23 protein-coding genes are annotated in these 25,737 nt (G+C 62.3%); 20 read left to right on the top strand and 3 right to left on the bottom strand.

The window, feature by feature from the left end:
• The first annotated feature begins 85 nt into the window (after positions 1-85).
• Together ASF66_RS21475 and ASF66_RS21470 are read left to right on the top strand one after the other, a co-directional pair.
• The gene (locus ASF66_RS21475; RefSeq protein ID WP_056845306.1) at positions 86-901 is read left to right on the top strand and encodes a formate/nitrite transporter family protein; all 816 of its coding nucleotides are present in this window, start codon (positions 86-88) and stop codon (positions 899-901) included.
• A gap of 40 nt (positions 902-941) precedes the next feature.
• Positions 942-1,712 (top strand): nuclease-related domain-containing protein, encoded by a 771-nt coding sequence (locus ASF66_RS21470; RefSeq protein WP_056845305.1) that lies wholly within the window; start codon positions 942-944, stop codon positions 1,710-1,712.
• A gap of 38 nt (positions 1,713-1,750) precedes the next feature.
• Here ASF66_RS21470 and ASF66_RS21465 read toward each other — a convergent pair whose 3' ends face one another.
• The 3 genes from ASF66_RS21465 to ASF66_RS21455 form a co-directional block, all read right to left on the bottom strand.
• On the bottom strand, positions 1,751-2,947 hold the full coding sequence (locus ASF66_RS21465; protein ID WP_056845304.1) for a type II toxin-antitoxin system HipA family toxin: 1,197 nt from the start codon (positions 2,945-2,947) through the stop codon (positions 1,751-1,753).
• Entirely contained in the window at positions 2,947-3,198 is a 252-nt protein-coding gene (locus ASF66_RS21460) for a helix-turn-helix transcriptional regulator (protein WP_056845303.1), read from the bottom strand. Before ASF66_RS21460 ends, ASF66_RS21465 begins: the two co-directional genes overlap by 1 nt.
• 106 nt (positions 3,199-3,304) lie before the next feature.
• A complete protein-coding gene (locus ASF66_RS21455) occupies positions 3,305-4,741 on the bottom strand; it encodes a hypothetical protein (protein ID WP_056845302.1) in 1,437 nt (478 codons plus the stop codon).
• A 329-nt stretch (positions 4,742-5,070) separates the two neighbouring features.
• Here ASF66_RS21455 and ASF66_RS21450 point away from each other — a divergent pair, with 329 nt between their 5' ends.
• The 18 genes from ASF66_RS21450 (at position 5,071) to ASF66_RS21365 (ending at position 25,686) form a co-directional block, all read left to right on the top strand.
• Positions 5,071-5,526, top strand: coding sequence for an Lrp/AsnC family transcriptional regulator (locus tag ASF66_RS21450; protein WP_056845301.1), 456 nt, complete (start codon positions 5,071-5,073; stop codon positions 5,524-5,526).
• Between the two features lie 141 nt (positions 5,527-5,667).
• The gene (locus tag ASF66_RS21445; RefSeq protein WP_056845300.1) at positions 5,668-7,350 is read left to right on the top strand and encodes a flavin monoamine oxidase family protein; all 1,683 of its coding nucleotides are present in this window, start codon (positions 5,668-5,670) and stop codon (positions 7,348-7,350) included.
• Between the two features lie 29 nt (positions 7,351-7,379).
• Entirely contained in the window at positions 7,380-8,162 is a 783-nt protein-coding gene (locus tag ASF66_RS21440; protein WP_049862432.1) for a carbon-nitrogen hydrolase family protein, read from the top strand.
• Positions 8,163-8,905: 743 nt separating this feature from the next.
• Positions 8,906-9,676 carry a hypothetical protein gene (locus ASF66_RS21435; RefSeq protein WP_056845299.1) on the top strand — a complete coding sequence of 257 codons (771 nt, stop codon included), beginning with the start codon at positions 8,906-8,908 and terminating at the stop codon, positions 9,674-9,676.
• A gap of 55 nt (positions 9,677-9,731) precedes the next feature.
• Positions 9,732-10,847 carry a DegT/DnrJ/EryC1/StrS family aminotransferase gene (locus tag ASF66_RS21430; protein WP_056845298.1) on the top strand — a complete coding sequence of 372 codons (1,116 nt, stop codon included), beginning with the start codon at positions 9,732-9,734 and terminating at the stop codon, positions 10,845-10,847.
• A 37-nt stretch (positions 10,848-10,884) separates the two neighbouring features.
• The gene (locus tag ASF66_RS21425; protein ID WP_056845297.1) at positions 10,885-12,417 is read left to right on the top strand and encodes a lipopolysaccharide biosynthesis protein; all 1,533 of its coding nucleotides are present in this window, start codon (positions 10,885-10,887) and stop codon (positions 12,415-12,417) included.
• Positions 12,414-13,340, top strand: coding sequence for a glycosyltransferase family 2 protein (locus tag ASF66_RS21420; protein ID WP_056845296.1), 927 nt, complete (start codon positions 12,414-12,416; stop codon positions 13,338-13,340). The genes ASF66_RS21425 and ASF66_RS21420 overlap by 4 nt, the downstream gene beginning before the upstream one ends.
• 7 nt (positions 13,341-13,347) lie before the next feature.
• Complete coding sequence (locus ASF66_RS21415) at positions 13,348-13,797, top strand: low molecular weight protein-tyrosine-phosphatase (protein ID WP_049862437.1); 450 nt, start codon at positions 13,348-13,350, stop codon at positions 13,795-13,797.
• A complete protein-coding gene (locus ASF66_RS21410) occupies positions 13,794-16,010 on the top strand; it encodes a polysaccharide biosynthesis tyrosine autokinase (RefSeq protein ID WP_049862438.1) in 2,217 nt (738 codons plus the stop codon). The genes ASF66_RS21415 and ASF66_RS21410 overlap by 4 nt, the downstream gene beginning before the upstream one ends.
• Positions 16,011-16,036: 26 nt before the next feature.
• Positions 16,037-16,822, top strand: a complete 786-nt coding sequence (locus ASF66_RS21405; protein ID WP_082484745.1) for a WbqC family protein — start codon at positions 16,037-16,039, stop codon at positions 16,820-16,822.
• Positions 16,819-17,331 (top strand): transcription/translation regulatory transformer protein RfaH, encoded by a 513-nt coding sequence (gene rfaH, locus ASF66_RS21400; RefSeq protein WP_056845295.1) that lies wholly within the window; start codon positions 16,819-16,821, stop codon positions 17,329-17,331. The genes ASF66_RS21405 and rfaH overlap by 4 nt, the downstream gene beginning before the upstream one ends.
• Before the next feature lie 39 nt (positions 17,332-17,370).
• On the top strand, positions 17,371-18,375 hold the full coding sequence (locus tag ASF66_RS21395) for a glycosyltransferase (protein ID WP_056845294.1): 1,005 nt from the start codon (positions 17,371-17,373) through the stop codon (positions 18,373-18,375).
• Positions 18,372-19,610 (top strand): glycosyltransferase family 4 protein, encoded by a 1,239-nt coding sequence (locus tag ASF66_RS21390; protein WP_056845293.1) that lies wholly within the window; start codon positions 18,372-18,374, stop codon positions 19,608-19,610. Before ASF66_RS21395 ends, ASF66_RS21390 begins: the two co-directional genes overlap by 4 nt.
• Before the next feature lie 22 nt (positions 19,611-19,632).
• Positions 19,633-20,904, top strand: coding sequence for a hypothetical protein (locus ASF66_RS21385; RefSeq protein ID WP_056845292.1), 1,272 nt, complete (start codon positions 19,633-19,635; stop codon positions 20,902-20,904).
• Between the two features lie 29 nt (positions 20,905-20,933).
• Positions 20,934-22,214: a hypothetical protein gene (locus ASF66_RS21380; RefSeq protein ID WP_236707145.1), complete on the top strand. Its 1,281-nt coding sequence runs from the start codon at positions 20,934-20,936 to the stop codon at positions 22,212-22,214.
• A gap of 115 nt (positions 22,215-22,329) precedes the next feature.
• The gene (locus ASF66_RS21375; protein ID WP_056845290.1) at positions 22,330-23,439 is read left to right on the top strand and encodes a glycosyltransferase family 4 protein; all 1,110 of its coding nucleotides are present in this window, start codon (positions 22,330-22,332) and stop codon (positions 23,437-23,439) included.
• Positions 23,436-24,509 (top strand): acyltransferase family protein, encoded by a 1,074-nt coding sequence (locus tag ASF66_RS21370; RefSeq protein WP_056845289.1) that lies wholly within the window; start codon positions 23,436-23,438, stop codon positions 24,507-24,509. The genes ASF66_RS21375 and ASF66_RS21370 overlap by 4 nt, the downstream gene beginning before the upstream one ends.
• Positions 24,487-25,686 (top strand): glycosyltransferase family 4 protein, encoded by a 1,200-nt coding sequence (locus ASF66_RS21365; RefSeq protein ID WP_056845288.1) that lies wholly within the window; start codon positions 24,487-24,489, stop codon positions 25,684-25,686. The genes ASF66_RS21370 and ASF66_RS21365 overlap by 23 nt, the downstream gene beginning before the upstream one ends.
• Positions 25,687-25,737: the final 51 nt, after the last annotated feature.

The following is a 25,737-nucleotide window of genomic DNA, read 5'->3' as shown; positions in this document are numbered from 1 at the left end:
ACGTGACCACCCGGTGCGACAGATGCGCGCACCGCCTGAGCTTGTCGTTCCCCCTGCTCAGCCCACGATCACGCACGAGCCCGCCATGTCTTTGAATACCCCGCAGCAAATTGCCGAAATTGCCGTCGAAAGCGGCGTCAAGAAAGCTCACCTGAGCCTCTCTTCGTTGATGATCCTTGGATTTCTGGCGGGCGCTTTCATCGCCTTCGGATTTCTTCTCGACATTCATGTGAGCACCATGATCCCCAGTGATTGGGCGTCGCTGGGTAACCTGCTGGGCGCTGTGGTGTTTCCGGTGGGGTTGATTCTCGTGGTGCTGGCCGGCGGCGAGTTGTTGACCGGCAACATGATGAGCCTGCCCATGGCGCTGTTCGCCGGGCGTATCGGTTTGAGCCAACTGCTGCGCAACTGGGCGCTGGTGACGCTAGCCAACCTGATGGGCGCGCTGTTCGTCGCCTACTGTTTCGGGCACTTGGTCGGGCTGACCGAAGGCGCCTTCATGGGCAAGACCGTGGCTATCGCCAATGCCAAGGTGTCGGCCAGTTTCGAGCAGGCGTTCATTTCCGGTATTGGCTGCAACTGGTTGGTGTGCCTGGCGGTGTGGCTCAGCTACGCGAGCAAGGATGTGGTCGGCAAGGTGGTGGGCATGTGGTTTCCGGTGATGGCTTTTGTCGCGATCGGCTTCCAGCACGTTGTTGCCAACATGTTCGTCATACCGGCGGCGATCTTTGGCGGGGCGTTGAGCTGGGCGCAGTTCGCCGATAATTTCGTGCCGGTATTCCTGGGTAACGCCGTTGGCGGCGCGGTCTTCGTCGGCTTGGCCTATCATGTGGCGTACTTCAAGACGGCAACCGGCTCCGAAGCGTCGTCCACGGCCAGTGGCGCGCAAACGCCGAAATAATCCAGCCAGGCTGGATCAGTACTGTCATCAAGGTTGAGAAATGGACTTCACACCTCTCATCGCCCAGCTCTGGGGAACGCTGAGCTGGGCGCTACCGCTGCTGTTGCTGATCACGCTGTTCAAATCGCCATGGGCCAAGGGTCATATCGGCGAGTTGTTGGTGCGCCTGTTTGCGCACTGGCAACTGGACGGGCAGATCTACCGCCGCTTGCATAACGTCACCTTGAACACGCCTGACGGCACGACGCAGATCGATCATGTGTTTCTCTCGATCCATGGCATTTTCGTGCTGGAAACGAAGAACATGAGCGGCTGGATTTTCGGCACTGAGCAACAAGCGCAGTGGACGCAGAAATTTCCCAGGCGCAGTTTTAAATTCCAGAATCCCCTTCGGCAGAACTACAAACACCTGAAGGCATTGGAAGCTGCTTTGGGTGTCAGCCCTGCACACCTGCATTCGGTCATCACGTTCGTTGGGGGCAGTACGTTCAAGACCCAGATGCCGGCCAACGTGACGCGGGGCATTGGCTTCATCCGCTATATCAAGTCGTTTCGGCAGGCGGTTTTCAGCGAGGCTGAAGTCGATGAGATGTTGCAAGCACTGAAGACCGGGCGTCTGGCACCGAGCCTTGCGACTCATCGCGAACACGTGCAACACCTCAAGCGTCGCAGTGATCCCACCGCTGAACGTTGTTGCCCGAAGTGCGGCAGTGCGCTGGTCATTCGCACGCGGAAAACAGGAGCCAATGCCGGGCAGCAGTTTTGGGGATGTTCGGCGTTTCCCAAGTGTAGAGTCATGCAAAATCTCTAGGGTGCTGCCCTCCACTAGACTCCGCATCGAGAAGCGAACTACCCAAATGTTTGCCTGAAGGGATCGGCACTTTTCTGTATTGCGGTGACCACGTGCTGCGCTTGCTCCGTCACCTCACCCGAGCTCGCCAGCACCTGCTCCAACGCCTGCAGTTGCGTGCGGATAACTTCTTGCGGCTGCTCTACAGCACAGAGCTGGGCGAACTCCAGCAGCCCCTGCCGCGAGGCAAACATGGATTTGTTGCCGATCAGGTCCAGTGCCAATACATCGTCAGGGATATAGGCTGTGGTGTTGACGATGTCGTAGGCGGGTGCAAGTCGTGCATCGCCTAGGGCGGGATTGGCGTAGAGCAGTCCGAAGTTTTTCAGATGAGCATCGCCGTTGCCGACGATGCAGCTGAGAGTCACGATAGCGAATAGCTGAGACAGTGAATGCTCTATCCGGTCAGGGGCGCAGAACATCCGGATAGCTCTGGCAATGGACGAGTAGCTCTTGCTGTACTTCTGTTCGGCAGCCAGGCCCATGAGGGCTGTCATGTCCTCGAAGCCAATGGGGTTGAGCTGCTCGTCCCGATCAAAGCGGCGCATGACGAACAGTTTGGTGTTATCGGACAAGTAGAATTCCGGCACGACGATGCCGGCTGCTTTGGCCACGGACATGCAGAGAAACTCGTTGATCGCCAGGCCAGGGAATTCATCTCGGCCGCTCTTGATGATCAGTTCCGACGTTTTCGAAGTGAATCGCTGCGGAGCGTGGTTTTGATGCTCAGGTACCAGCACCTTGGGTTGCACCCCTGAGATGCCGGCACGCAGGATGTACCGATCAACCAGGCTGGCGAAGATGTCCTCGGCACCATCCCAAGCGAGGATCTCATCCAGCCTTTCTCCGGGGAACTGTTGGCGTTGCAACAGCGCATCGACTTCCGGCGATTTGACTGCGACTCGCCCGATGGGCGAACTGCTGCCTGAAAGTGCCAGGAGTAGCATTGGATCGACGTTTGTCACCTTGGCCAGGCGATTACGCAGTTGCTCCAGCACGTAACCCTCAGGCAGATTCATCTGGAAGATGGGATGAAGTTCGCGATGGCGGTAGTCATCCATACGCGGGGGCATGAGCAAACTGATCGCCCTGTGGGCACTAGCGTCATGGCGATAGCGGAAGATGTAGTCATCTTCGCTGCGCATCACTCTTCCGCTCTCTCCTTCCGGGGTTGAAACCTGCAGTAGGGACGGCATCAGTCGAATATCCCGTGAATTTCATCCAGCGTGGGCAGCACGGCAGGTTTGACCGTGAGTTCGCAATTCAGCGCAGCGAGCACGCGTGCATAGGCAGTCATGCCGACCGAGTGGTCGCCCTTCTCGATCGCAATGACCTTCTGCCGAGTTACAAAAGCCAATGCGGCGAGCCCGGCTTGAGTCATGCCACGATTGAGGCGGCGTTGCCGGATTTGCGCGCCCAGACGGGTAGCAATGAGCTCGTAATCCATGTTCTGTATACGTGACAAATTGAGGTCAATGTAACGTATACCTAACCCTTGTGAAAATAAAGCTTCGCCTGACACAAAGTGCAGCCTTTAGGCTCCCTGGAAACACTCACTTTGCCTGCAGGCGAAACCCCAGCAAATTTTCCTGCAGCCGGTACTGCTCGCCAATGTTCCCGCAAAAGCTGGTGCGTGGCAGGAACGCGCCCGCGCCGTTCAGGTAGGGCGGGATGTCGGTGCTCTGTTCGCAGCCTTGCAGGATGCGGCCGCGTAGCGCGCCGTTGGCCTGGGCCGAGCGCAGGGCGCCCAATGGGGTCGGGTCGGCGACGACCAGGGCGCCGGGGGGCACCAGGGTTTCGTAGGTGCGGGCGAACTGTTCTGCGGAGCGGTCCTGCAAGTAGGGCACCAGGTAGTAGCGGATATCGTTGCGAAACGGCAGCGCTTCGGTGTGAGTCGGCAGCTTGACCCAACCATTGGCGTGCAGCCCCCACATCGACAGCATGGCCGCCGGCCCGGCCACGACCGAAAGGTAGAGCACGGCGACGCCGAAGCGATTGCCAGGCAGGTACCTGGCCAAGTGAACGACGCCCAGGATGCTGGCCAGGGCGATGCCGGGCAGGAACAGGGTGAAGCGGTCGAATACGCCGTAGGACACGGCGAACAGGAAGTTGAGCAGCAGCGCGGCCCACAGCACTTGCAGGGCGCGGGTTTTCGGCCATACGAGCAGGCCAATGAGTTGCGGGCCGATCAGTGACAAACCCAGCAGCACCACGGCGTTTTTTTCGTGCCACATGTCGTCGAAACGCCACAGCGTGTCGTTGCGGCCGCCGGGAATGATCGCCAACTGGTCAGGACCGGCCAGGTAACGGCGAGCGATCTCGAACAGGCTCATGCCGCTGTCCAGGTCGCCGATGACAGCGGGCAAAGCGGGTGCAAACCCCAGCGCAATTGCAGGCAGGACGAGCAGCAGGCGCAGTCTGTGCTGCATGGCCAGATGCACGTACATCGGCAACAGCACCACCAGCGTCAGCGGGTGTATTGCCAGGGCCAGTCCATTGAGCACACCGATGGCCAGCAAGCGAGCGGTGGTACCCAGTCGTGTCGGTGTGGCGAAGCACAGCCAGTAGGCGCCGATGATCAGGACGGCATGCAGCACATAGGGCTCGGCCTTGGTGGACGCCCAGAACACGGCGTGGGCCAATACCGTTGCCGTGGCCGACAGCAGCGCCAGATGGCGGGATGCGCCGACGCTGACCGACAGGCCATGCACGACCAGCACCAGTGGCAGCAACAGGATGGCGTTGAGCAGGCTGAGCAGGTGCATGCCCAGCAGCGCGTGGACGACACGGCTCACCAGGGCGTGGAACGGATGACTGACCGGCCCCAGGGAAGTGCTGAAGAACGAGCCGTGGGCGGCCTCGGCAAGCATCAGGCCGTTGTCCATCCACTGAATCGGACCACTGCTGGCCAAGAAGCTGGCGATCACGGCGCAGGCCAGCATCAGAGCAGCCACTACGGTGGGCAGGTGCATGCCACGGGTTGAACTCATGTTCCTTGCTCTCCATGGCCGCGAGCAGCGGACTGTTTGGTCAGGGGATGAAAGGGGCGTTGTTCGGCAGGCGAACTATAGAGGGATTAATTGTTTTGCCACTTCAATTTAATCAATCCACTGCACTGCGTCTGCCGTTCGCCTGACGCCAGAAACAGCAAGTTGCAGCGGACTTTTCATCCGTTGCGTCAAACTTTCCATTCAACTAACGCAACGAGGAGCAACAGCGGTTGAAAGACCTGAAGGATCGCCCTTGGCAACATTGCTTTGAGCCGGGCGTCGATAAGTGGCCTAATGCGCCGCACTGACTTGCCTATGGAGCCCCCGCCTTGTCCGACCGTCACCCGCTTGCCCTGGATTCCATAGATCGCCAATTGATTGCCGCGCTGCAGCTCAATGCCCGCGAGAGTGTGGCGATGCTCGCGCGCGGATTGGGCATCGCGCGCACGACGGTCACGGCGCGGCTGGCTCGGCTGGAAAGCTCCGGGGTCATCAGCGGGTACGGTGTGCGGCTCGGCCAGCACGCGTTGGACGGCGGGCTGCAGGCCTACGTCGGCATCACCGTGCAGCCACGCTCGGGCAAGGACGTGATACGGCGCCTGAGTGGCATGGCGCAGGTGCAGCAACTGTGCGCCGTGAGTGGCGAGTTCGATTACGTGGCCTGGCTGCGCACCGACTCGCCAGAGCAACTGGACCAACTGCTGGACCAGATCGGCAGCGTCGACGGGGTGGAGAAAACCACGACGTCGATCATCCTCAGCAACAAGGTCGACCGCCGGGATTGACCCCCCCGCTTTGCACAATGCAGCGCCGACACGTCTTTACGACCGATAAAACGTCAGATCGACGACACTTTGTGTCTTATTAACCTCATCACCCTTGCCTAGAATGAACCTGCGTTTTCCTCGTTCAGCCAAGGTCCCGCCATGAGCCCAACTTCGCGTCACCCCGCCGACGGCAAGAAGCCCGTCACCGTATTCGGTCCGGATTTTCCCTTCGCCTTCGACGACTGGATCGAGCATCCGGCCGGGCTGGGGGTGATCCCCGAACACCACCATGGTGCCGAAGTGGCCATCGTCGGCGCCGGGATCGCCGGGCTGGTGGCGGCCTACGAGCTGATGAAGCTGGGGCTGCGGCCCGTGGTCTATGAGGCTTCGAAAATGGGCGGACGGCTGCGTTCGCAGAAGTTCGAAGGCACCGAGGATATCGTCGCCGAACTGGGCGGGATGCGTTTCCCGGTGTCGTCTACCGCGTTCTACCACTACGTCGACAAGCTCGGCCTGCAGACCAAGCCCTTCCCCAACCCGCTGACCCCAGCCTCGGGCAGCACGGTGATCGACCTGGAAGGCGAGACCTACTACGGCCAGACCTTGGCCGATCTGCCGGCGCTGTTTCAGGAGGTCGCGGACGCCTGGGCCGACGCGCTGGAAGAAGGCGCCCGTTTCGGCGATATCCAGCAGGCGATCCGCGACCGCGACGTGCCGCGCCTCAAGGAGCTGTGGAACACCCTGGTGCCGCTGTGGGACGACCGCACCTTCTATGATTTCGTGGCCACGTCCAAGGCTTTTGCCCAGCTGTCGTTTCATCACCGGGAAGTGTTTGGCCAGGTGGGTTTCGGCACCGGCGGCTGGGATTCGGACTTTCCCAATTCGATGCTGGAAATCTTCCGTGTGGTGATGACCAACTGCGACGATCACCAGCATCTGGTGGTCGGTGGCGTCGAGCAGGTGCCATTGGGTTTGTGGAAGCATGTGCCTGAGCGCTGCGCCCACTGGCCTGCCGGCACCAGCCTGGCGTCGCTGCACCGCGGCGCGCCGCGCGGTGGAGTGAAGAAGATCGCCCGGGCCGCAGATGGCCGCTTTGCGGTTACCGATCACTGGGACGACACGCGGCATTACGCGGCGGTGCTGACCACCTGCCAGAGCTGGTTGCTGACCACTCAGATCGAGTGCGAGGAAACGCTGTTTTCGCAGAAGATGTGGATGGCCCTGGACCGTACCCGCTACATGCAGTCCTCGAAGACCTTCGTCATGGTCGACCGGCCGTTCTGGAAGGACAAGGACCCCGAGACCGGCCGCGATCTGATGAGCATGACCCTCACCGACCGCCTGACCCGTGGCACCTACCTGTTCGACCACGGCGACGACAAACCGGGGGTGATCTGCCTGTCGTACGCTTGGATGAGCGATGCCCTGAAGATGCTTCCCCATCCTGTGGAGAAGCGCGTCAAGCTGGCCCTGGATGCCTTGAAGAAGATCTACCCGAAGGTCGACATCGCCGCGCGCATCATCGGTGATCCGATCACCGTGTCGTGGGAAGCCGATCCGTATTTCCTCGGCGCCTTCAAGGGCGCCCTGCCCGGCCACTACCGCTACAACCAGCGCATGTATGCGCACTTTATGCAAAGCGCGTTGCCTGATGCACAACGCGGTATCTTCATCGCCGGTGACGACGTGTCGTGGACGCCGGCCTGGGTCGAAGGCGCGGTGCAGACGTCGCTGAACGCGGTGTGGGGCATCATGACCCACTTCGACGGCTACACTCACCCGGAAAACCCCGGGCCTGGGGATGTTTTCGATGAACTGGGGCCCATTGCCCTGTCGGATTGACCGCTTCCTTGATCGCAACAGGAGCCCGCATGCGCATAGCCTTGTACCAATGCCCGTCCCAACCGCTCGACGTCGAGGGCAACCTTGCCCGCTTGCAGGCGCGCGCCCGTGAAGCTGCACAGTGGGATGTCGAACTCTTGGTACTGCCGGAGATGTTTCTGAGCGGCTACAACATTGGCGCGGGCGTGGCCCGCAACCTGGCCCAGGCCAGCGACGGTGCCAACGCCGAACAGGTCGCGCAGATCGCTCGGCAATTCGGCCTGGCCATTGTGTACGGCTACCCGGAGCTGGATGAACAGGGCAACGTGTACAACTCGGTGCAGTTGATCGACCGCACCGGTGAGCGCCTGGGCAACTACCGCAAGACCCACCTGTTCGGCGACGCCGACCGCGCCATGTTCAGCGCAGGCGAACAGGCACCTGCGGTGCTCGAGCTCAATGGCTGGAAGCTGGGCCTGCTGATCTGCTACGACCTGGAGTTTCCGGAAAACGCGCGTCGATTGGCGGCAGCAGGGGCGGAGCTGATTCTGGTGCCCACCGCCAATATGGTCCCCTACGGATTCATTGCCGAGGTGACCGTGCGCAGCCGGGCATTCGAGAATCAGTGCTACGTGGCGTATGCCAACTATTGCGGCAACGAGATGGAGTTCGAGTACTGCGGGCTGAGCAGCATTGCCGGTGCCGATGGGCAGCAGATTGCCAAGGCAGGTCGGGATGAGGCGTTGATCGTCGGCACGTTGGACAAGGCCTCCCTGGCATCGGCGCGCAGTGCGTTCACCTATCTGAACGACAGGCGGACCGAGCTTTATTGATGTTGCCGATTTGTAGGCGGGGTCCTGGACCCTGAAAGCTTGACTGGGGAGTGTCTGACACACCGGAGTGTCTTTTCGCGGCCGCTAACCGCGCCTACGAGGATGGGGGGTGTGGCGGGACGGGGTGAGTGAGTGAGTGAGTGATGTCAATAAACCATCATGGGCGTGCTTTGTGGCCCATGGTGGTTTTTTTTTGACGACGGTAAATAGTCGTCTTTTGTGTGAATTTTACTGTTCTACCCCGCTTGCGAAATGATCGGGCCCAGTAACTGCGCGGGTTTGCGGTCCACTGACGGGCTCCCCAGCTGGAAAACTTCAAAAACGTCAAAGAAAGCAGCAATATGCCAGCGCCAAAAATAAATTACCTTATAAATCAATGCCATATGTAATTCTTCCAAGGCGATCCCAATCGGCGCGCTATTTTTGACGAAAGCAATTGACAGTCCTCCCGCCAAAGCCGATATATCACCCCATCTGCCGCCAACACAGCAGTTGCAGCGACGCCGAAGAGTGTCGCGCAGACCCGACGACTACCCCATTGCCCTGTAAGCGCTGACCTCAATGAGCGGTCCGCGCCGTGTGCTCTGGCCTATGCAGTCCGTCATGTTCATTGCAGTACGCGAAGTTGGAAGTTGCACATTTCAAGGATCGTCGAGTACGAACCGGGCGGTAGCTTTGCCCAAACACAGAGAACGTTAGTTATGGCGTTCAATCAACCGCGTGTCCAAGGAGGGTTCTTCCTCATGTCACATTTGTTCAACCTGGATGAAAACACGTCGAGCCGCCTGGCGGTCGACATGAATGAACAGGGCTATGCCGTACTGGAAAACGCTTTGGCGCCCTACGTGCTGGAAGAACTTCGTGCTTATGTGGATGACCAGGCCGCGCGCCATAACCATCAGTACTTCGCCTATCACGGCAATGCGCCGCTGGTGGGCAGCCGCTTGGCGGCCACGGCGATGTCGAGCGAGTTTCGCCAGCACCTGGCGCGCCTACATGAGCAGGGCCAGGGCCATGCTGCGCCCAGCGACCAGGTGTTCCCGGTATTGCGTTGCGTGCAAGGCCACAGCGGCCTGAAGGAATCCAACGCGTTTCACTTCGATGCCACCCTGCTGACCATGCTGGTGCCGATCTTCATCCCCGAGCAGGGCAAGGATCGCGGCGACCTGGTGCTGTTTCCCAACCTGCGCAAGGTGCGGGGCAGCGTGCTGTTCAACGCTGCCGAAAAAGTGCTGTATCAGAACCCGCTGTGCCGACGCCTGATGGGTTGGTGCATCGAGCGCGGCTGGCTCAAGCCGCTGTTGCTGCGCATGAAGCCTGGCAACGTGTATTTCTTCTGGGGCTACCGTTCGCTGCATGCCAACCAGCCGTGCGATCCGGCGCACCGGCGTGCCACTGCGCTGTTCCACTACGGTGACCCTCATGCCGGCAGCCTGACCACACGGATGATCCTGCGACTCAACCAGCACCGCGCCCGACGCGCAGTCGCCCGCAGCAAAAGTCAGGCGTCCTGAGCGGACAATAACGTGTTGGATACCACGGGAATGGCGAGCCGCCAGGGAGCAGCGAATGATCAACGTAACCAAGGCCTATCTAGGCGACATCGACAAGTTCAAGGCCTATGTGGACCGTATCTACGCGTCCCACTGGCTGACCAACCACGGTCCGCTGTGCTGCGAGCTGGAGGAGCGCCTCAAGGATTACCTGGGCGTGCGCCACTTGATCCTGACCAATAACGGCACGCTGGCGCTGCAAGTGGCCTACCGCGCCCTGGGCCTTTCCGGTAGCGCCGTGACCACGCCGTTCAGTTTCGTGGCCACCAGCAGCTCGCTGCACTGGGAAGGTATTCGTCCGGTGTTCGCCGACATCGACCCGCATACGTGGAACCTGGACCCGGAGCAGATTCCAGGCAGCCTGCAGGCCGACACCAGTGCCATCGTCGCCACCCACGTGTTCGGCAACCCCTGCGCGGTGGAACGCATCGAAGAGATCGCTCGTCAGTACCGCCTCAAGGTGGTGTACGACGGCGCCCACGCCTTTGCCGTGAAGCACGCCGGTCAGTCCGTGTACCACTGGGGCGATGCCAGCACCCTGAGTTTCCATGCCACCAAGTTGTTCCACACCATCGAGGGTGGCGCGATCGTCACCAACGACGATGAAGTCGCGGCGCGGGTGCGCAAGCTGTGCAACTTCGGCATCACCGACGTGGACAAGATCGAGGGCCTGGGCACCAACGCCAAGCTCAACGAATTCTGCGCCGCCATGGGGTTGAGCGTGCTCGACGACATCGACAACATCCTCGAGCGTCGCGCCGAGATGGGTCATTACTACCGCCAGCGCCTGGGTGGCTATCTGGACCTGCAACGCCAGGCCGACGACAGCCAGGTCAACTACAGCTATTTCCCGGTGGCCTTGCAGAACGAAACTCAGGTGCTGGCCATGCGCACCGAACTGCAAGCCGGCGGCATCAATCCACGGCGTTATTTCTACCCTTCGCTCGACACCCTCGAATATCTGCAGCCGCAAGCGGTCCAGTACCAATCGCGCAGCCTGAGCGAGCGAGTGCTCTGCCTGCCCATCTACCCCGGCCTGGCGCGGGCGACTCAGGACCAGGTCGTCGACACCCTGCTGCGCGGCCACGAACTGAGTTACCCACAATCCGTTTCATGGGCCACCGCTGTATGAAAACAGGCATGAATTCGTTGAACCAGGGCACGCGTCGATGAAGAAGCTTTCGGTCATCCACAACACGGCCCTCAGCTACCTGGGCCAAGCCTATGCGCTGGTGATCGGCATCTTGATCATGCCGTTCTACCTCAGCCATCTGGGCGCCGAGGCCTATGGCTTGATCGGCTTCTATGCCGTGATGCAGGCCTGGCTGCTGCTGCTCGACGCCGGTGTGTCGCCGTCGCTGGTGCGCCAGATCGCTCATCACCAAGGCAGCAGCGACAGCGCAGCGGCCAAGCGTATCGGCGGCTGGTTGATGCGCTCCTTCGAGCTGGTGTTTCTGCCCATGGCACTGATGTGCGCGTTGGGTGTGTACCTGGCCAGCGACTGGATGGCCGCCCATTGGCTGCAGGCCCAGGCACTGGAGCCGCAGACCATCGTCAACTGCGTGATTCTGATGGGGGTGATGGTTGGCCTGCGCCTGTTCGCCACGCTGTACAAGAGCGGCCTGCAAGGCCTGGAGATGCACGCCTGGTTGAACAACGCCAACGTGGTCATCGCCACGCTGCGCTACTTCGGCGGCCTGGTGCTGGTGACCTGGGTGTCGCAGGACGCGCAGGTGTTCTTCGAATTCCAGCTGTTCGTGGCGCTGGTCGAGACCTTGATCTTCGCCGCCAAGGCCTACCGCCACTTGCCCGCACCGACCCCGTTGAGCGGGTTCAACTGGGCGCTGGTCAAGCCGATCCTGCCGTTCGCGGCCAGCGTATCGCTGACCGCCGTGGTGTGGATCGTGCTGACCCAGCTGGACAAGGTGCTGTTGTCCAAAGTGCTGCCGCTGGCCGAATACGGTTACTTCTCGCTGGTCGCCCTGCTGACCACCGGGATCATGATGATGATCAATCCGCTGGTGCAGACCCTGCTGCCGCGCATGACGGTACAGGTCGCCGAAGGCCGTGAAAGCGACATGCATGCCCTGTACCTGGGCGCCAGCCGCTTCGTCAGCACCTTCCTGTTCCCCCTGGCGGCGATCATCGCGTTCCATGCCGAGCCGCTGTTGTTTGCCTGGAGCGGTGATACACAGGCCGCTCAGTGGGGTGCACCGATTCTGTTCTGGTACGCCCTGGGCAGCGCCATCCTGGCGGTCAGCGCGTTCCAGTACCACCTGCAATACGCCTACGGCGAAATGCGCCTGCACATCGGCTACAGCGTGGTGTCGGCCGTGATCAGCGTGCCGGCGATGATCATCGCGGTGTATGGCTGGGGCGCCCTGGGCGCGGCCGTGACCTGGTTCATGCTGCGCCTGGTGTCGTTCGCGCTGTGGCCACAAGTGGTGCATCGGCGCCTGGCGCCGGGCCTGCACCGGCCCTGGTTGCACGACATTCTGCGCATCAGCCTGAGCACCGTGTTCGGCGTGCTGCTGACCCATCCGTTGTTCAAGGCCATTGCCGGCGGCTCCAGCGACCGCCTGGTGATCTTCGTCGCCCTGGCCGTGTGTGGCGTGCTGACCCTGGCCCTGGTGGCCGCCACCTACAAACCACTGGCCCTGCGGGTCTTCCTCAAGTTGAGCAGAGCGAGCGCCGAACGATGAAACGGACCGAACAACAGATCATGCAGGCCTGGCCACAGGGGCAGGAGCCGTTGCTGTCGATCACTTGCCCGGCCTACAACCAGGTCGACTACATCGAGCAGACCCTGGACAGCTTTCTGGCGCAACGCACCACGTTCGCCTTCGAGATCCTGATCAACGACGACGCCTCCAGCGACGGCACGACGCAGATCATCGAGCGCTACGCCGAGCAGTACCCGAACCTAATCAAGCCGGTGATTCATCAGCACAACCAGTACCAGTTGGGGCGCTGGTGCTTTCCGGCGCTGTTCAACCGGGCCCGCGGCAAGTACATCGCCTATTGCGAGGGCGACGATTACTGGATCGACCCGCTCAAGTTGCAGAAGCAGGTGAACTTCCTCGAAGCCAACGCCGATTACGTGCTGACCTACCACGACGCCATGGCGTTCGACAGCGAAGGTGAACGGGGCATCCAGCTGACCGGCAAGTACCAGGCCGATGCCAGCGCCATGGACCTGCTCAAGGCCCGCCCGATCTCGACCCTGACCACCTGCTTTCGCAACGTGCTGCACGAGCTGCCCCGCGAGCTTGCGCAAGCGCCGGTGCTGGATCTGTGCTGGTGGTCGATGCTCGGTGCCCACGGCAAGGGCAAGTACCTGGCTGACATCGCTCCGGCACGCTACCGCCTGCACCCTGGCGGGATCTTTTCCCAGCGCCCGGGCCAGAACAAATTGCAGATGACCCTGCACACCTACGCGTGCCTGGCCAACTACTACTTCCGCCAGGGCGACCGCGTGCTCTACGAGCACTTTCTGGTGCAGGTGTCCGGCATGTGTGTGGCGGCGATCCGTCCGGTACAGAAATTCCGCGCCCTGCTGCATGTGTCGGGCAATGTCAGCCGCAACCTGATACGGCGCCTGACGCCGGCCGCGGCGAGGGGCTGAAGACGACATGATCAACAAGGTTCTGGTGATCTGCATCGGCAACATCTGCCGCAGCCCCATGGCAGTGGCGCTGTTGCGTCACCACGCGCCGCACCTGCAAGTCGAATCGGCGGGCCTGAGGGCCTGTGTCGGCGAAGACATGGACAGCCTGACCGCACAGGTACTGGCCGACAACCAAGTGCCACGGCCGGCGCACGCTGCCTGCCAGCTGACCGACGAGCAGGTGCGTTGGGCCGATCTGATTCTGGTCATGGACCAGCGCCAGTTGCGCAGCATCACCGACACGGCCCCGCATACGCGCGGCAAAACGTTTCTGATCGGCAAGTGGCGCGACGATTTCGAAATCGACGATCCCTATCGCCGCCCCATTGCCGCCTTTCAAAGGACCTACACCGAATTGACTCGGTGTATCGAAGGCTGGCTGCCCTACCTGAGTTCCGAGGATCGACAAAGATGACCGCGATGAACCGTTCAAACCTGGAGTACTACAAGGACACCCAGATCGATCTCGCGACGATTCTTCGGACCTTGTTCGATCACAAGAAACTGATTGCCGGGGTCGTGGCCCTGTTCACGCTGCTGGGTGCTTTCTACGCCGTGGTCGCCACGCCGGTGTACCAGGCCAACGCCATGATCCAGATCGAACCGAAGAAGGTCGGTCTGGATGCGACCCCACAGCTCAACACCAAGCCGTCCTCGGTATCGGAAGCGGTGACCGAGATCGAGCTGATCAAGTCGCGTACCGTGCTGGGCCAGGTGGTCAGCGACCTCAAGCTGGATGTGGTGGCCACGCCGCGCTACTTCCCGGCGATCGGGCGCTACATGGCGCGCGAATTCACCCCGACCGGCAACCAGACACTGGCCGCGCCGCTGTTCGGTCTGGAGGCATTCGCCTGGGGCGGCGAGAAGATCGACGTGTTCAACCTGGACGTACCGGCAAACCTGCTGGGCGAGCGCCTGACCCTGATCGCCGGGCCGAACGGCACGTATCGCCTCGTGGGTACCGACGGCGCGCCACTGCTCAGCGGCCGTGTCGGCGAGGTCAGCCAGGGCAACGGCGTGACCCTGCAACTGGCCGAGCTCACCGCTCGCCCCGGCACTGAATTTCGCCTGGTGAAGAACCGCCTGCTCAACACCTCGCTGGACTATCAGCAGCGTCTGCGCGTGGCCGAGTCGGGCAAGGATTCGGGCATCGTCTACCTGAGCATCAACGACACCGACCCGGTCCAGGCCAACCGCGTGCTGGATGAAGTCAGCCGCCTGTACGTGCGCCAGAACGTGGAACGCAGTTCGGCCGAAGCGGCCCAGCGCCTGGATTTCCTGCGCTCGCAACTGCCCGTGGTGCGCAAGGAACTGGAAAAGTCCGAAGAAGCCCTGCACGCCTTCCAGATGCGTACCAAGTCGGTGGACATCACCCTTGAGACCAAGGCCCTGCTCGACCAGATGGTCGCCTACGACGCCCAACTGTCGGAGCTGCGCCTCAAGCGCACCGACCTGGATCGCCTGTACACCCGTCAGCATCCCGCGTCGGCAGCGTTGAGCCAGCAGATCAGCCAGATCGAGTCGCAGAAGACCTCCCTGCAAGCGCAGATCAAGGGCCTGCCCGAGACTCAGCAGGAATTGCTGCGCCTGACCCGTGACATGCAGGTGACCACCCAGACCTACACCCTGGTCCTGAACAAGAGCCAGGAGCAGGACATCATCCGCGCCGGCAACATCGGCAACGTGCGCATCATCGACAAGGCCGACAGCAACATCGAAGAGCCGGTCAAGCCGATGCGCGCGGTCATCGTTCTGGTGGCGATGCTGTTGGGCACCCTGGTCGCCGTGGCCATCATCTTCATCCGCCAGGCGTTCTATCGCGGCGTGGAAAACCCCGAGGTGATCGAGAGCCTGGGCATGCCGGTGTACGCCTCGCTGCCGCTGTCGCGCCAGCAGGAACGTTTGCAGAAGAAACGTGGCAAGGGTGTGACCAACCGCGAATCGCGCTTGCTCAGCGTGGCCGCGCCGAGCGAGCTGGCCATCGAGTCGCTGCGCAGCCTGCGCACCAGCCTGCACTTCGCGATGATGGAAGCACGCAACAACGTGCTGATGATCACCAGCCCCATGCCCGGCGTGGGCAAGTCGTTCGTCAGCGCCAACCTGGCGGTGATCATTGCCCAGGCCGGCAAGCGCGTGCTGCTGATCGACGGCGACATGCGCAAGGGCTACCTGCACCGATCCTTCGGCCTGCAGCCCAAGCACGGGCTGTCCGACGCCCTGGCCGCGCGCCTGGGCAACACCGAGGTGATCAATGCCACCGAAGTGGACAACCTGCACCTGATCGCCTGCGGCTTTGCCGCGCCCAACCCTTCCGAACTGTTGATGCATGACAACTTCAGCAAGCTGCTGCGCGAGCTGTCGCCGCATTACGACCTGGTGATCATCGACACTCCGCCGGTGATTGCCGTGACCGACGCCAGCCTGATCGGACGCCAGGCCGGGACCACCCTGCTGGTCGCTCGCTTCGGCCAGAGTTCGGTCAAGGAGATCGAGGTCAGCAAGCGTCGTCTTGCGCAGAACGGCGTGCTGGTCAAGGGCGCGATATTCAACGGCGTGATCCGCAAGGCGTCCACCGCCGAGTACGACTGCGCTGCCTACGGCTACGACTATTCGCCGAGCAAGAAGTGATCGCCGATCCAGGCAGGAGTCTCCCGATGCCCCGCACCGTTGCAATGATGCAGCCTTACTGGTTTCCCTATTTCGGCTATTTCCAGCTGATCGCCGGCGCCGATGCCTTTGTGCTCGGCGACAACCTGCAGTACGTACATCCGGGTTGGGTCAACCGCAACCGGCTGCTCAGCTGTGGAGCACCGGCCTTGTTCACCTTGCCGCTGAAGAAGGACCGCTCGGACCTGGCGATCAACCAGCGCGAGCTCAGCGACAGCGCCCCGCAGGTGCTGGGCAAGCTGCTCAAGACGATTGCCATGAGCTACTCCCGGGCGCCTTACCGCGACGACGTGCTGGCGCTGCTCAAGCCGCTGATGACCTGCCCGGAACGCAACCTGGCGCTGTACCTGGAGTACTCGCTGCGCAAGGTCTGCGAATACCTGCAGATCGACACGCCGATCCACGTCGCCTCCACCCTGCCGGTGGACGAGCGCCAGGTGCAGGACAAGCAGGACCGCGTGGTGAAGCTGGCCCGCCACTTCGGCGCGCAGCGCTACCTCAATCCTATCGGCGGCACGGCGCTGTACGACGAAGAGTACTTCGCCCGCCACGACCTGGAGCTGCGTTTCCACCGCATGGACGAGCTTTGCTACACGCAGTTCAAAGACCCGTTCGTGCCCAACCTGTCGATCATCGACGTGCTGATGTTCAACCCCGTATCACGGATTCGCCAATGGCTGCCGTGCTACAGCACGCTCAAGCCGAGCGCTGCACAGGACACCCGCAGGGTGGCCACCAGTCCTTCCGTCCACGCCATCGAGATGCGCTCATGAACGACTTCGACAGCAATGCCAACTGGTACCTGATCCAGACCAAACCGCGGCAGGAAGCCCGTGCCGAAGAACATCTGCTGCGTCAGCAATACGAGTGCTTTCGCCCGTTGCGCGCCGCCCCTGCCCTGACCCGCAGCCGCCGCGTGGCCGACGAGGACTTGTTCCCCGGCTACCTGTTCATTCGCCTGGACTGCAACGACAACTGGTACCCGATCCGCTCCACCCGTGGCGTGTGCCGCGTCGTCGCCTTCGGCGGCATGCCGTGCCCGGTACCGGACAGCCTGATCGCCAGCATTCGCCAGCGCACCCAGGCAAGCGCCGCGAACGCGGTGCGTTTCACCGAAGGTGAAGCGGTGCGAGTGCGCACCGGCGACAGTGAAGTGCAGGCCATTTTCCTCTGCGAGGACGGCGACGAACGCGCCGTGATCCTGCTCAACCTGCTGCAACGCGAGCAGCGTATCAGCCTGCCGCGCAGCAGCCTGCAGCGGCTTACCGCGCACGCCTGCTGAGCGGCGCACCGACATACGATGCTTCAGGAGAGCAGTTCGATGAATGCCAAGACCACCCTGGTGACACTGACGTACGGCGACCGCCTTTGTTACCTCGAAGCGCTGATCGAGCGTTCGCTGGCCTCCGCACACATCGAACGGGTGGTGGTGGTGAGCAACGCGTCACGCGCCGATCTGAACTCGCTGCGCACGCAATGGCCGACCCAGATCACCGTGATCGAGCTGCCCAGCAACACCGGTTCGGCCAATGGCTACAAGGTCGGTATCGAGGCGGCGTTGCAACAGGGCGCTGAATACCTGTGGCTGATGGACGACGACAATGCACCTACCCTCGGCGCTGTCGAGACCCTGCACCAGCGGCTGCACGAGTGCGAGCGCATCGTGGGCGTGGACAAGGCGGCCGTGATCGGTTTTCGCCCCAACCACCAGGCCGACATCGCCGCCGGGGTGCCGCATCGCTATGCGATCCAGTTGCGCTCCAGCTGCTTCGGTTTCCACATTGCCCAATTGCCCTACAAGCTGTGGCGGCGTACGCCCTGGGGAAAACCGGCCGGGCGCAAGGCGGCCAGCAAGCCCTTGGTGCAACTGCCCTTCACCACCTATGGCGGTCTGCTCGCGCACCGCAGCGTGTTCCAGCGCATCGGCCTGCCGCTCGAAGACCTGCTGCTGTATGCCGACGACACCGAATACACCTGGCGCATCACCGCCAGCGGCGGGCAGATATTCCTGGTGACCGAGGCGCTGCTCGACGACCTGGAAGAGTCGTGGAATGCCAAGGCCCGCACCAACAACATTTTCGAGAGCTTCCTGCTCGGCAACTCGGACCTGCGCGCCTATTACACCGCGCGCAATCAGGCCTGGTTCGACAAGCACGTGTGGGCTGGCTCGACGCTGCTGTATCGGCTCAATCGCTCGGTGTTTCTGCTGTTGCTGCGCTATTTCGCAAAAAGGAGCGGTTCGGACCGACGCCTGGGCTTGCTCGAACAAGCCATGCGTGACGGGGAATCGGGTCGTCTGGGCATTCATGAATCCTACCCACTATGAAGATACTGTTCCTAAGCAGCCTGTACTCGCCGCACGTCGGCGGCGGTGCTGAAATCGTTCTGCAACGCACGGTCGAGGGCATGCAGCAGCGTGGCCATCAGGTCTGCGTGCTGAGCACCGGCCCCGATGCGGGCCTCAAGCATGAATACGTCAAGGGCGTGAAGGTCTACCGCGCCGGGCTGCTCAACACCTACTGGCACTTCAGCGAGCAGCGCCCCGGCGCATTGGCCCGGCTGGGCTGGCATCTGCGCGACAAGTACAACATGGGCATGCGCACCTACCTGCGCGAAGTGCTGGCCGCCGAGCACGTCGACCTGGTGGTGTGCCACAACCTCAGTGGTTGGTCGGTGTCGGCCTGGGACGAGATTTCCGCCTCCGGTTTGCCGCTGGTGCAGGTGCTGCACGACATGTACCTGATGTGCCCCAGCAGCAACATGTTCAAGAAGAACGCCGCCTGCAAGGTGCCCTGCACGCTGTGCAGGCACTTCCGCCAGGGCCATGCCGAACGCTCGGCCCAGGTTGACGCGGTGGTGGGGGTCAGCCAGCACCTGCTGGGCAAGCTCACCGACGCACGCTTCTTCCGCAACGCTTCGCAGCAGGTGATCTACAACGCCAGCCCGAAGATCGACCCTGCACCGTCGCGTTTCACCCGCATGGCCCAAGGCGAACCGTTGCGCTTCGGTTACCTGGGCACCTTGTCCGAGCCCAAGGGCCTGCGCTGGCTGATCGATCAGTTCAAGCGATTGCCGTTCAACGCCACCTTGCAGATCGCCGGGCGCGGGCAGCTGGACTACGAGCAGGTGCTGAAGCTTGAGGCCAGCGGCGAAAACATCCACTTCGTCGGCTATCAGTCGCCGGAGACCTTCTATCGGCAGATCGACGTGGCCATCGTGCCTTCGATCTGGAACGAGCCGTTCGGCCTGGTGGCGGTGGAAGCCTGCGCCCACTCGGTGCCGGTGATCGCCAGTGCCCGCGGCGGCCTGCCGGAGATCATCCAGGACGGCGTCAACGGCCTGCTGTGCAACCCCGACGAGCCACAGACCCTGGGTCTGGCGATGCTGCAGCTGTACCGCGACCCCGAGCTGCGCGAACGCCTGGGCGCCCAGGCGCGAAACAGCGTCGAGCACCTGCTCGACCAGGAACGGATGCTCGACAGTTATCAACAGCTGTTCCTCGATGTTCTGCAAAGAAGAAATGTCCATCATGAAATCAGCCCTGTCACTCAGTCGCTTTGAGGCACCGGCGACACGACTTGCGATGAACAAGTCGACGCTGGTGGTCTGGACCGCGATCGCCCTGCTGCTGGTCGAGACGTTTTCCGGTGCGCTGCGCTATTACTTCGACCAGGCCGGCATCTCGGCCTTGCTGTACCTGCCCAAGGTGCTGTGCGTGGGCTTGTTCGCCCTGGAATTGACCACGCTCAAGACCCACCGCCTGTTCTGGATCCTGTTGCTGGGCCTGGTCGTCTCGGCCGGGTTGGGCATGCTGCACGGCGCGGCCCTGGTGAACCCGCTGTTCGCCCTGTTCGGCTACATTCCGCTGCTGTTCGGGCTGGTCTGCGGGGAGCATCTGGAACAGCGCCGCAAGCTGCTGGGCTGGGCGATCGGCCTGTGCCTGCTGGCGACCATCGTCGGCGTGTACGCCGACAGCCTGTTTTCGGTGCCCTGGAAAGGCTACAGCTACAACCTGGGCGACCAGGAGCTGACCGGCAACATGACCTGGGCAGCCGACGGTATCGACCGCCCGGCAGGTTTCGCCCGGATGTCGACCACAGCTGCCACCCTGACCGCGGTCTTCACCCTGTATCTGTGCGCCTTCACCCGCTCCAAGGTGCTGCTGCTCGCTTTGCTGGGCGTGGCGTTCGTGACCATTCTGGTGACCACCAACAAGTCCACCGCCGTGGCGCTCATCGCCGTGTTGCTGGTGATGCCGTTCTACAACCAGCGCCTGCTCTGCCGAGTGGCCTTCGTCGTACTGATTGGCATGGGCGCCGTGCTGCCGCTGGTTGGCCTGTGGACGCCGCTGGATCCGAGCCTGGCCGCCAGTGGCGCCGAAGGCAGCCTGGTGTCGCTGTACGACCGCATGATCAACACCTGGCCGCGCCTGGCCGATGAAGTGGCCCGCCGCGACTGGAGCTGGACGGGCGGCGGCCTGGGCATGGTCGGCAGCGCGGTGAACATGTTTCCCGTGGACAACGTCAAGTACCCGGCCGTGGCCGACAGTCTGTTCATGTACCTGTGGGCCAGTTTCGGCGTCATGGGCCCGGTGCTCTACGCGCTGCTCCTGCCGCTGCTGATGACACTGCGCAGCAAGAACAGCTGGATGGCTCGCGCCCTGTTGAGCATTTCCCTGTGCGTGGTGGTGGTGGGCTGGACGACTGACGTGCTGGAAGTGCCGGTCTGCGGGATCTTTCTGGGCATGGCCATCGCCCATGCCCTGCGCCGCAAGGCCATGCCTGTGCAGTGGTTGATTACCGAGCGACGTCGCAGCAACCGTGATGACTACCCCGATGGCCTTCAACTGACGTGAACCTTTTTATGCCCAGATTGCTGCAACGTATGGTTTGGTTACTGCTGGGGCTGTTCACCCATGCGAACACCAAGGCCGCCGACACTTTCATCGTCGGGGTCGGTACCCATCTGCTTCATTCGAGCGCGCCGGTGGCACGGCCGACCTTGCTCATGAAAGAGGCTGGCATCACCTCGGCCCGCGATGACCTGTTCTGGTCAACAGTAGAACTGGAGCCCAAGCGCCTGAACTTTCCGATGGGCTGGCAGCGCTATCTGCAGGCCCTGCGCGAACGGCAGATCGGCAACATGCTCATCCTGGGCTACGGCAACCAGTGGTATGAAAAAGATGCGAAACCGCGCAGCCCGTTCGTGCGTGATGCCTTCGCCAATTACGTGAACTTCATCAGCCGGCGCCTGCGTGGCAAGGTGGACTTCTACGAGATCTGGAACGAATGGGACCTGGAAGACCCGACCAGCGAAGCCTTCAGCCAGGACTACGCCACGCTGATCAAGGAAACCAGCGTGCTGGTGCGCAGCAACGACCCAGACGTGCGTCTGGTGGCCGGCGCGGTGACCACACAGGGCCTGCAGGAAGGCTTCGCCGACCGGCTGGTAGAGGCCGGTGTGATGGACGATCTGGACGGCTTATCGCTGCACCCGTATGTCCACTGCCGCAAGGACCATGCAGGCAACACCCCGGAAAGCTGGATCAAGTGGCTGAGCGACATCTCCAGCCGCCTCGACGCCCTGGCCGAGCGCCCAGTGCCGTTGTACCTCACGGAAATGAGCTGGCCCAGCGCCGACGAGCCTTGCGGGGTCAGCGAAACCACCCAGGCCGCGTACCTGGCGCGAGGATTTTTCCTGGCACGCATTCATCCGGCGATCCAGGGCATGTGGTGGTACGACCTGCTCAACGACGGCCGCGATCCCAAGGAGCGCGAACACAACTTCGGCCTGCTCGACAACGATCTGAACCCCAAGCCGGCGTACACCACGCTCAAGGCGATTGCACCGTACCTGACCCAGTACCGCTACGACGCCAAGCACAGCGTGATCAGCGACACGCTGTACCAACTGCGCTTCGCCAAGGGTGATGAACAGGTGCTGGTGGTCTGGGCGGTGGGTCAGTCGCGGCCGGTACGGATCCAGTCCAGCGCCCTGCTGCAGGGCGGCGCGCGGCTGATCGACACACGCCAGGCCGGGGTGGGCATGCGCGAAAGCGAGAACCCGTGGGATTGCGGTGAGCACTACTGCACCACCGTGGTGACCGCCTCCGAGTTCCCCAAGATCATTAGCCTGGGCAAAGCCAATTGGTTGTTCACCCAGTAGAAAACGCGACGCCCGCAGGAGCGGGCCTTAATTGCGGTGCACCTTGCGCCGCCTTCGACCGCGACCGTTGGACGCGGCACTACCTCTAGCAAGCGCGTGAGCCAAGGATGTTCCGATGATTGTCATCAATGCACGTTTTCTGACCCAGGAGCTGCGCGGGGTGCAACGGTTCGCCGAGCAGACCTGCCTTGCCCTCAAGCGTCAACGTGACGACCTGGTGTTCGTCACCTCGCCGGGTGTGCGCATGCACGAGACCGCTCGGCTGCTGGATGCCCAGGTCGTAGGGACGCGTACCGGCCACCTGTGGGAGCAGCTCGACCTGCCGCGCTACCTGCGCAGCCAGGGCAACCCCTTGTTGCTGTCGTTGTGCGCCACCGCGCCGCTGTTCTATGGCAATCAGATCGCCACGCACCACGACATCACCTACGTGCGTCATCCACAGAGCTACACCTGGCAGTTCCGCACGGCCTATCGGCTGATGACACCGCTGCTGCTCAAGCGTTTGAAGACACTGATCACCGTCAGCCAGTTTTCCAAGCGCGAGATCGGCGAGTTCTACGATTTTCCGGCGCAGAAGATCCTCGTGGTGCCCAATGCCGTGGGCGAAGAATTTCAACCCGGTGAACCACTGCAGGCCGGTCCGCGCTATCTACTGGCAGTGTCCTCGCCCAGCGCGCACAAGAACTTCAGCCGCATGATCCAGGCGTTCCTGCAGCTCAAGGGCTTCGAGCAGGTGGAATTGCGCATCGTCGGTGGCGGCGGCGCGGTGTTTTCCGACCCGAACCTGGAAGCCCTGGCCAACAGCGATCCACGGGTGCGCTTTCTCGGGCGCCTGACCGACACCCAGTTGATCGAGCAATACCAGGGCGCGGCGGCCTTCGTGTTTCCTTCGCTGTACGAAGGCTTCGGCATTCCGCCGCTCGAAGCGCAGGCTTGCGGTTGCCCGGTGCTGGCGGCCAATGCCGCCTCGATCCCCGAGGTGCTGCAGTCCAGCGCGCTGTACTTCGATCCACTGGACGTCGAACACATCAGCCGGGCCATGGCGCTGGCCTTGAACAGCCTGACCATCCGCCAGCACCTGCGCACCCTGGGCCTGCAGAACGTGTCGCGGTTCAGTTGGGACGCATCGGCACGGCTGATCAGCGACCGAATCGACACGGTCCAGACGCGACGTCCGCGCAGTGCCGCATTGACCCAGCCGTCGCCCGGCAAGGAGCACTCATGACTCGCCTGGGGTATCTGGATGCCTTGCGCGGCATCGCCGCCCTGCTGGTGGTGGTCTGTCACTTGTGGCAGCCGTTGCTGGGCCCCGGTGCGCTGCCGTATTTCTGGCTGGACATCGGCAAGCTGGGCGTCATCTGGTTCTTTCTGCTCAGCGGTGTGGTGATCCCGTTCAGCCTGCAACCTGGCCCCGGCGGCGCACGTCGCTTCATCGTCTCGCGGGTGCTGCGCCTGTACCCGGCCTATTGGCTGTCGCTGGCGCTGTACATCGGCATGCTGGCACTGACCGGTGAAACCCTGCCGACTTGGCAGCGTGTGGTGGCCAACGTCACCATGCTGCAAGCGGCCATGGGCGTCGAAGACGTGATGGGGTTGTACTGGACGCTGTTCATCGAGTGGCTGTTCTACGCACTGTGCCTGGGCCTGATGCTGATCGGCCGCCTGCGCAGCACCGGCTTCCGCACCGCCTGCGCCCTGGTCCTGCTGGCCGCTGCGGTGGGCATGGGCATGATGCGCATGCTGCTCGAACGCAAGCTGCCGGTGGCCTTGCCGCTGGGCCTGTCGCTGATGCTGTTCGGTTCGATCTGGCGCGACTGCCTGCTCGGCCAGGCCGATGCCCAGGTGCGGCGCTGCGTGAAAGGCCTGCTGCTGGCCTATGCCGTGGCCCTGCCGCCGACCTTCTACGCCGCCTACGGCTTCGATGCCGGCAACGGCGAGTACTGGTTTCGCTACTGCTTCACCTACCTGTTGGCCATCAGCAGCTTCATGCTGCTGACCCAGCGTATCCGCCTGCATCAACCGTTGTTGCTGTGGCTGGGCACCATCAGTTATTCGCTGTACCTGCTGCACCCGAGCATGGAGCTGTTGTGCCGTTACCTGCTGGGCGTTCCCGGTCGTTCGTTGTCGGTCACCTTGCTTGCCACCGCGCTGTCACTGCTGGCCGCGCACGTGAGCTATCGCCTCGTCGAACTGCCTTTTATCCAGTTGAGCAAACGACTCAACACCCGTGCTCGTCCCAGAGCGCCCCTCATTCCCGAACTGCAGGTGCCCTATGAAAATAGCAATCGTCCATGATTGGCTTGTCACCTACGCCGGTGCCGAAAAGGTCCTGGCCTCGATGCTCAAGATCTGGCCCGACGCCGACCTGTTCTCGGTCATCGACTTTCTCAGCGACGAAGATCGCGTGCACCTGGGCGGCAAGCGTGCCACCACCACTTTCATCCAGCGCCTGCCCAAGGCCCGCACGCGCTACCAGAAATACCTGCCCTTGATGCCCATGGCCATCGAGCAACTGGACCTGTCCGGCTACGACCTGATCCTGTCGAGCAGCCACGCGGTGGCCAAGGGCGTGCTGACCGGCCCCAACCAGTTGCACATCAGCTACGTGCATTCGCCCATCCGCTATGCGTGGGACCTGCAGCACCAGTACCTGCGCGAGGCCAATCTGCTGGCCGGTATCAAGAGCAAGGTGGCACGGATGATCCTGCATTACATGCGCATGTGGGACCAGCGCACCGCCGCCGGTGTCGACGAGTTCATCAGCAACTCGCAGTTCATCGGCCGACGCATCGACAAGGCCTATCGCCGTCCTTCGACCGTGATCTATCCGCCGGTCGATACCACCGGTTTCAACCTGCAGACCGAGAAGCAGGACTTCTACCTGACCGCCCAGCGCATGGTGCCGTACAAGAAGGTGCCGATGATGGTCGAGGCGTTCAGCGCCATGCCCGACAAGCGCCTGATCGTCATCGGCGACGGCCCGGAAATGGACAAGTGCCGTGCGGTGTGCGGCCCCAACGTCACGCTGATGGGCTACCAGTCGTTCGAAGTGCTGCGCGAGCACATGCAGAACGCCCGCGGTTTCGTCTTCGCTGCCGAAGAGGATTTCGGCATCAGCCCGGTGGAAGCCCAGGCCTGCGGCACGCCGGTGATCGCCTTCGGCCGCGGCGGCACCCTGGAAACCGTACGCGGGCTCAACGAGGACAACCCGACCGGGGTGTTCTATTACCAGCAGACCGTGGCGGCGCTCACCGCCGCCATCGAGACGTTCGAAAGCCAGGCATCGCGTTTCAACCCCCGCGCCTGCCGCGAGAACGCCCTGCAATTCGCGGAAAAGCGCTTCGAACGGGAAATGCGCCAGTTCGTCGAGAACCGCTGGAACGAGGCGCGCCTGGGTGACGCCTTCGATTGCAACCCCGTATTGGGCCTGGCCGACGCCGGTCTGCTGCTCGCCGCGGCCCAGAAGCTCTAGGCCACACGAAAAGACTTCACCGCCACACCGCTGTTCCGAACCTCCCAAATA

Origin of the sequence: Pseudomonas sp. Leaf129 (genome assembly GCF_001423465.1) — a bacterium.
GTDB classification, from domain to species: Bacteria; Pseudomonadota; Gammaproteobacteria; order Pseudomonadales; family Pseudomonadaceae; genus Aquipseudomonas; species Aquipseudomonas coleopterorum.
The sequence above is the reverse complement of the archived record's forward strand: the minus strand, read 5'-3'. Positions and strand labels throughout refer to the sequence as shown.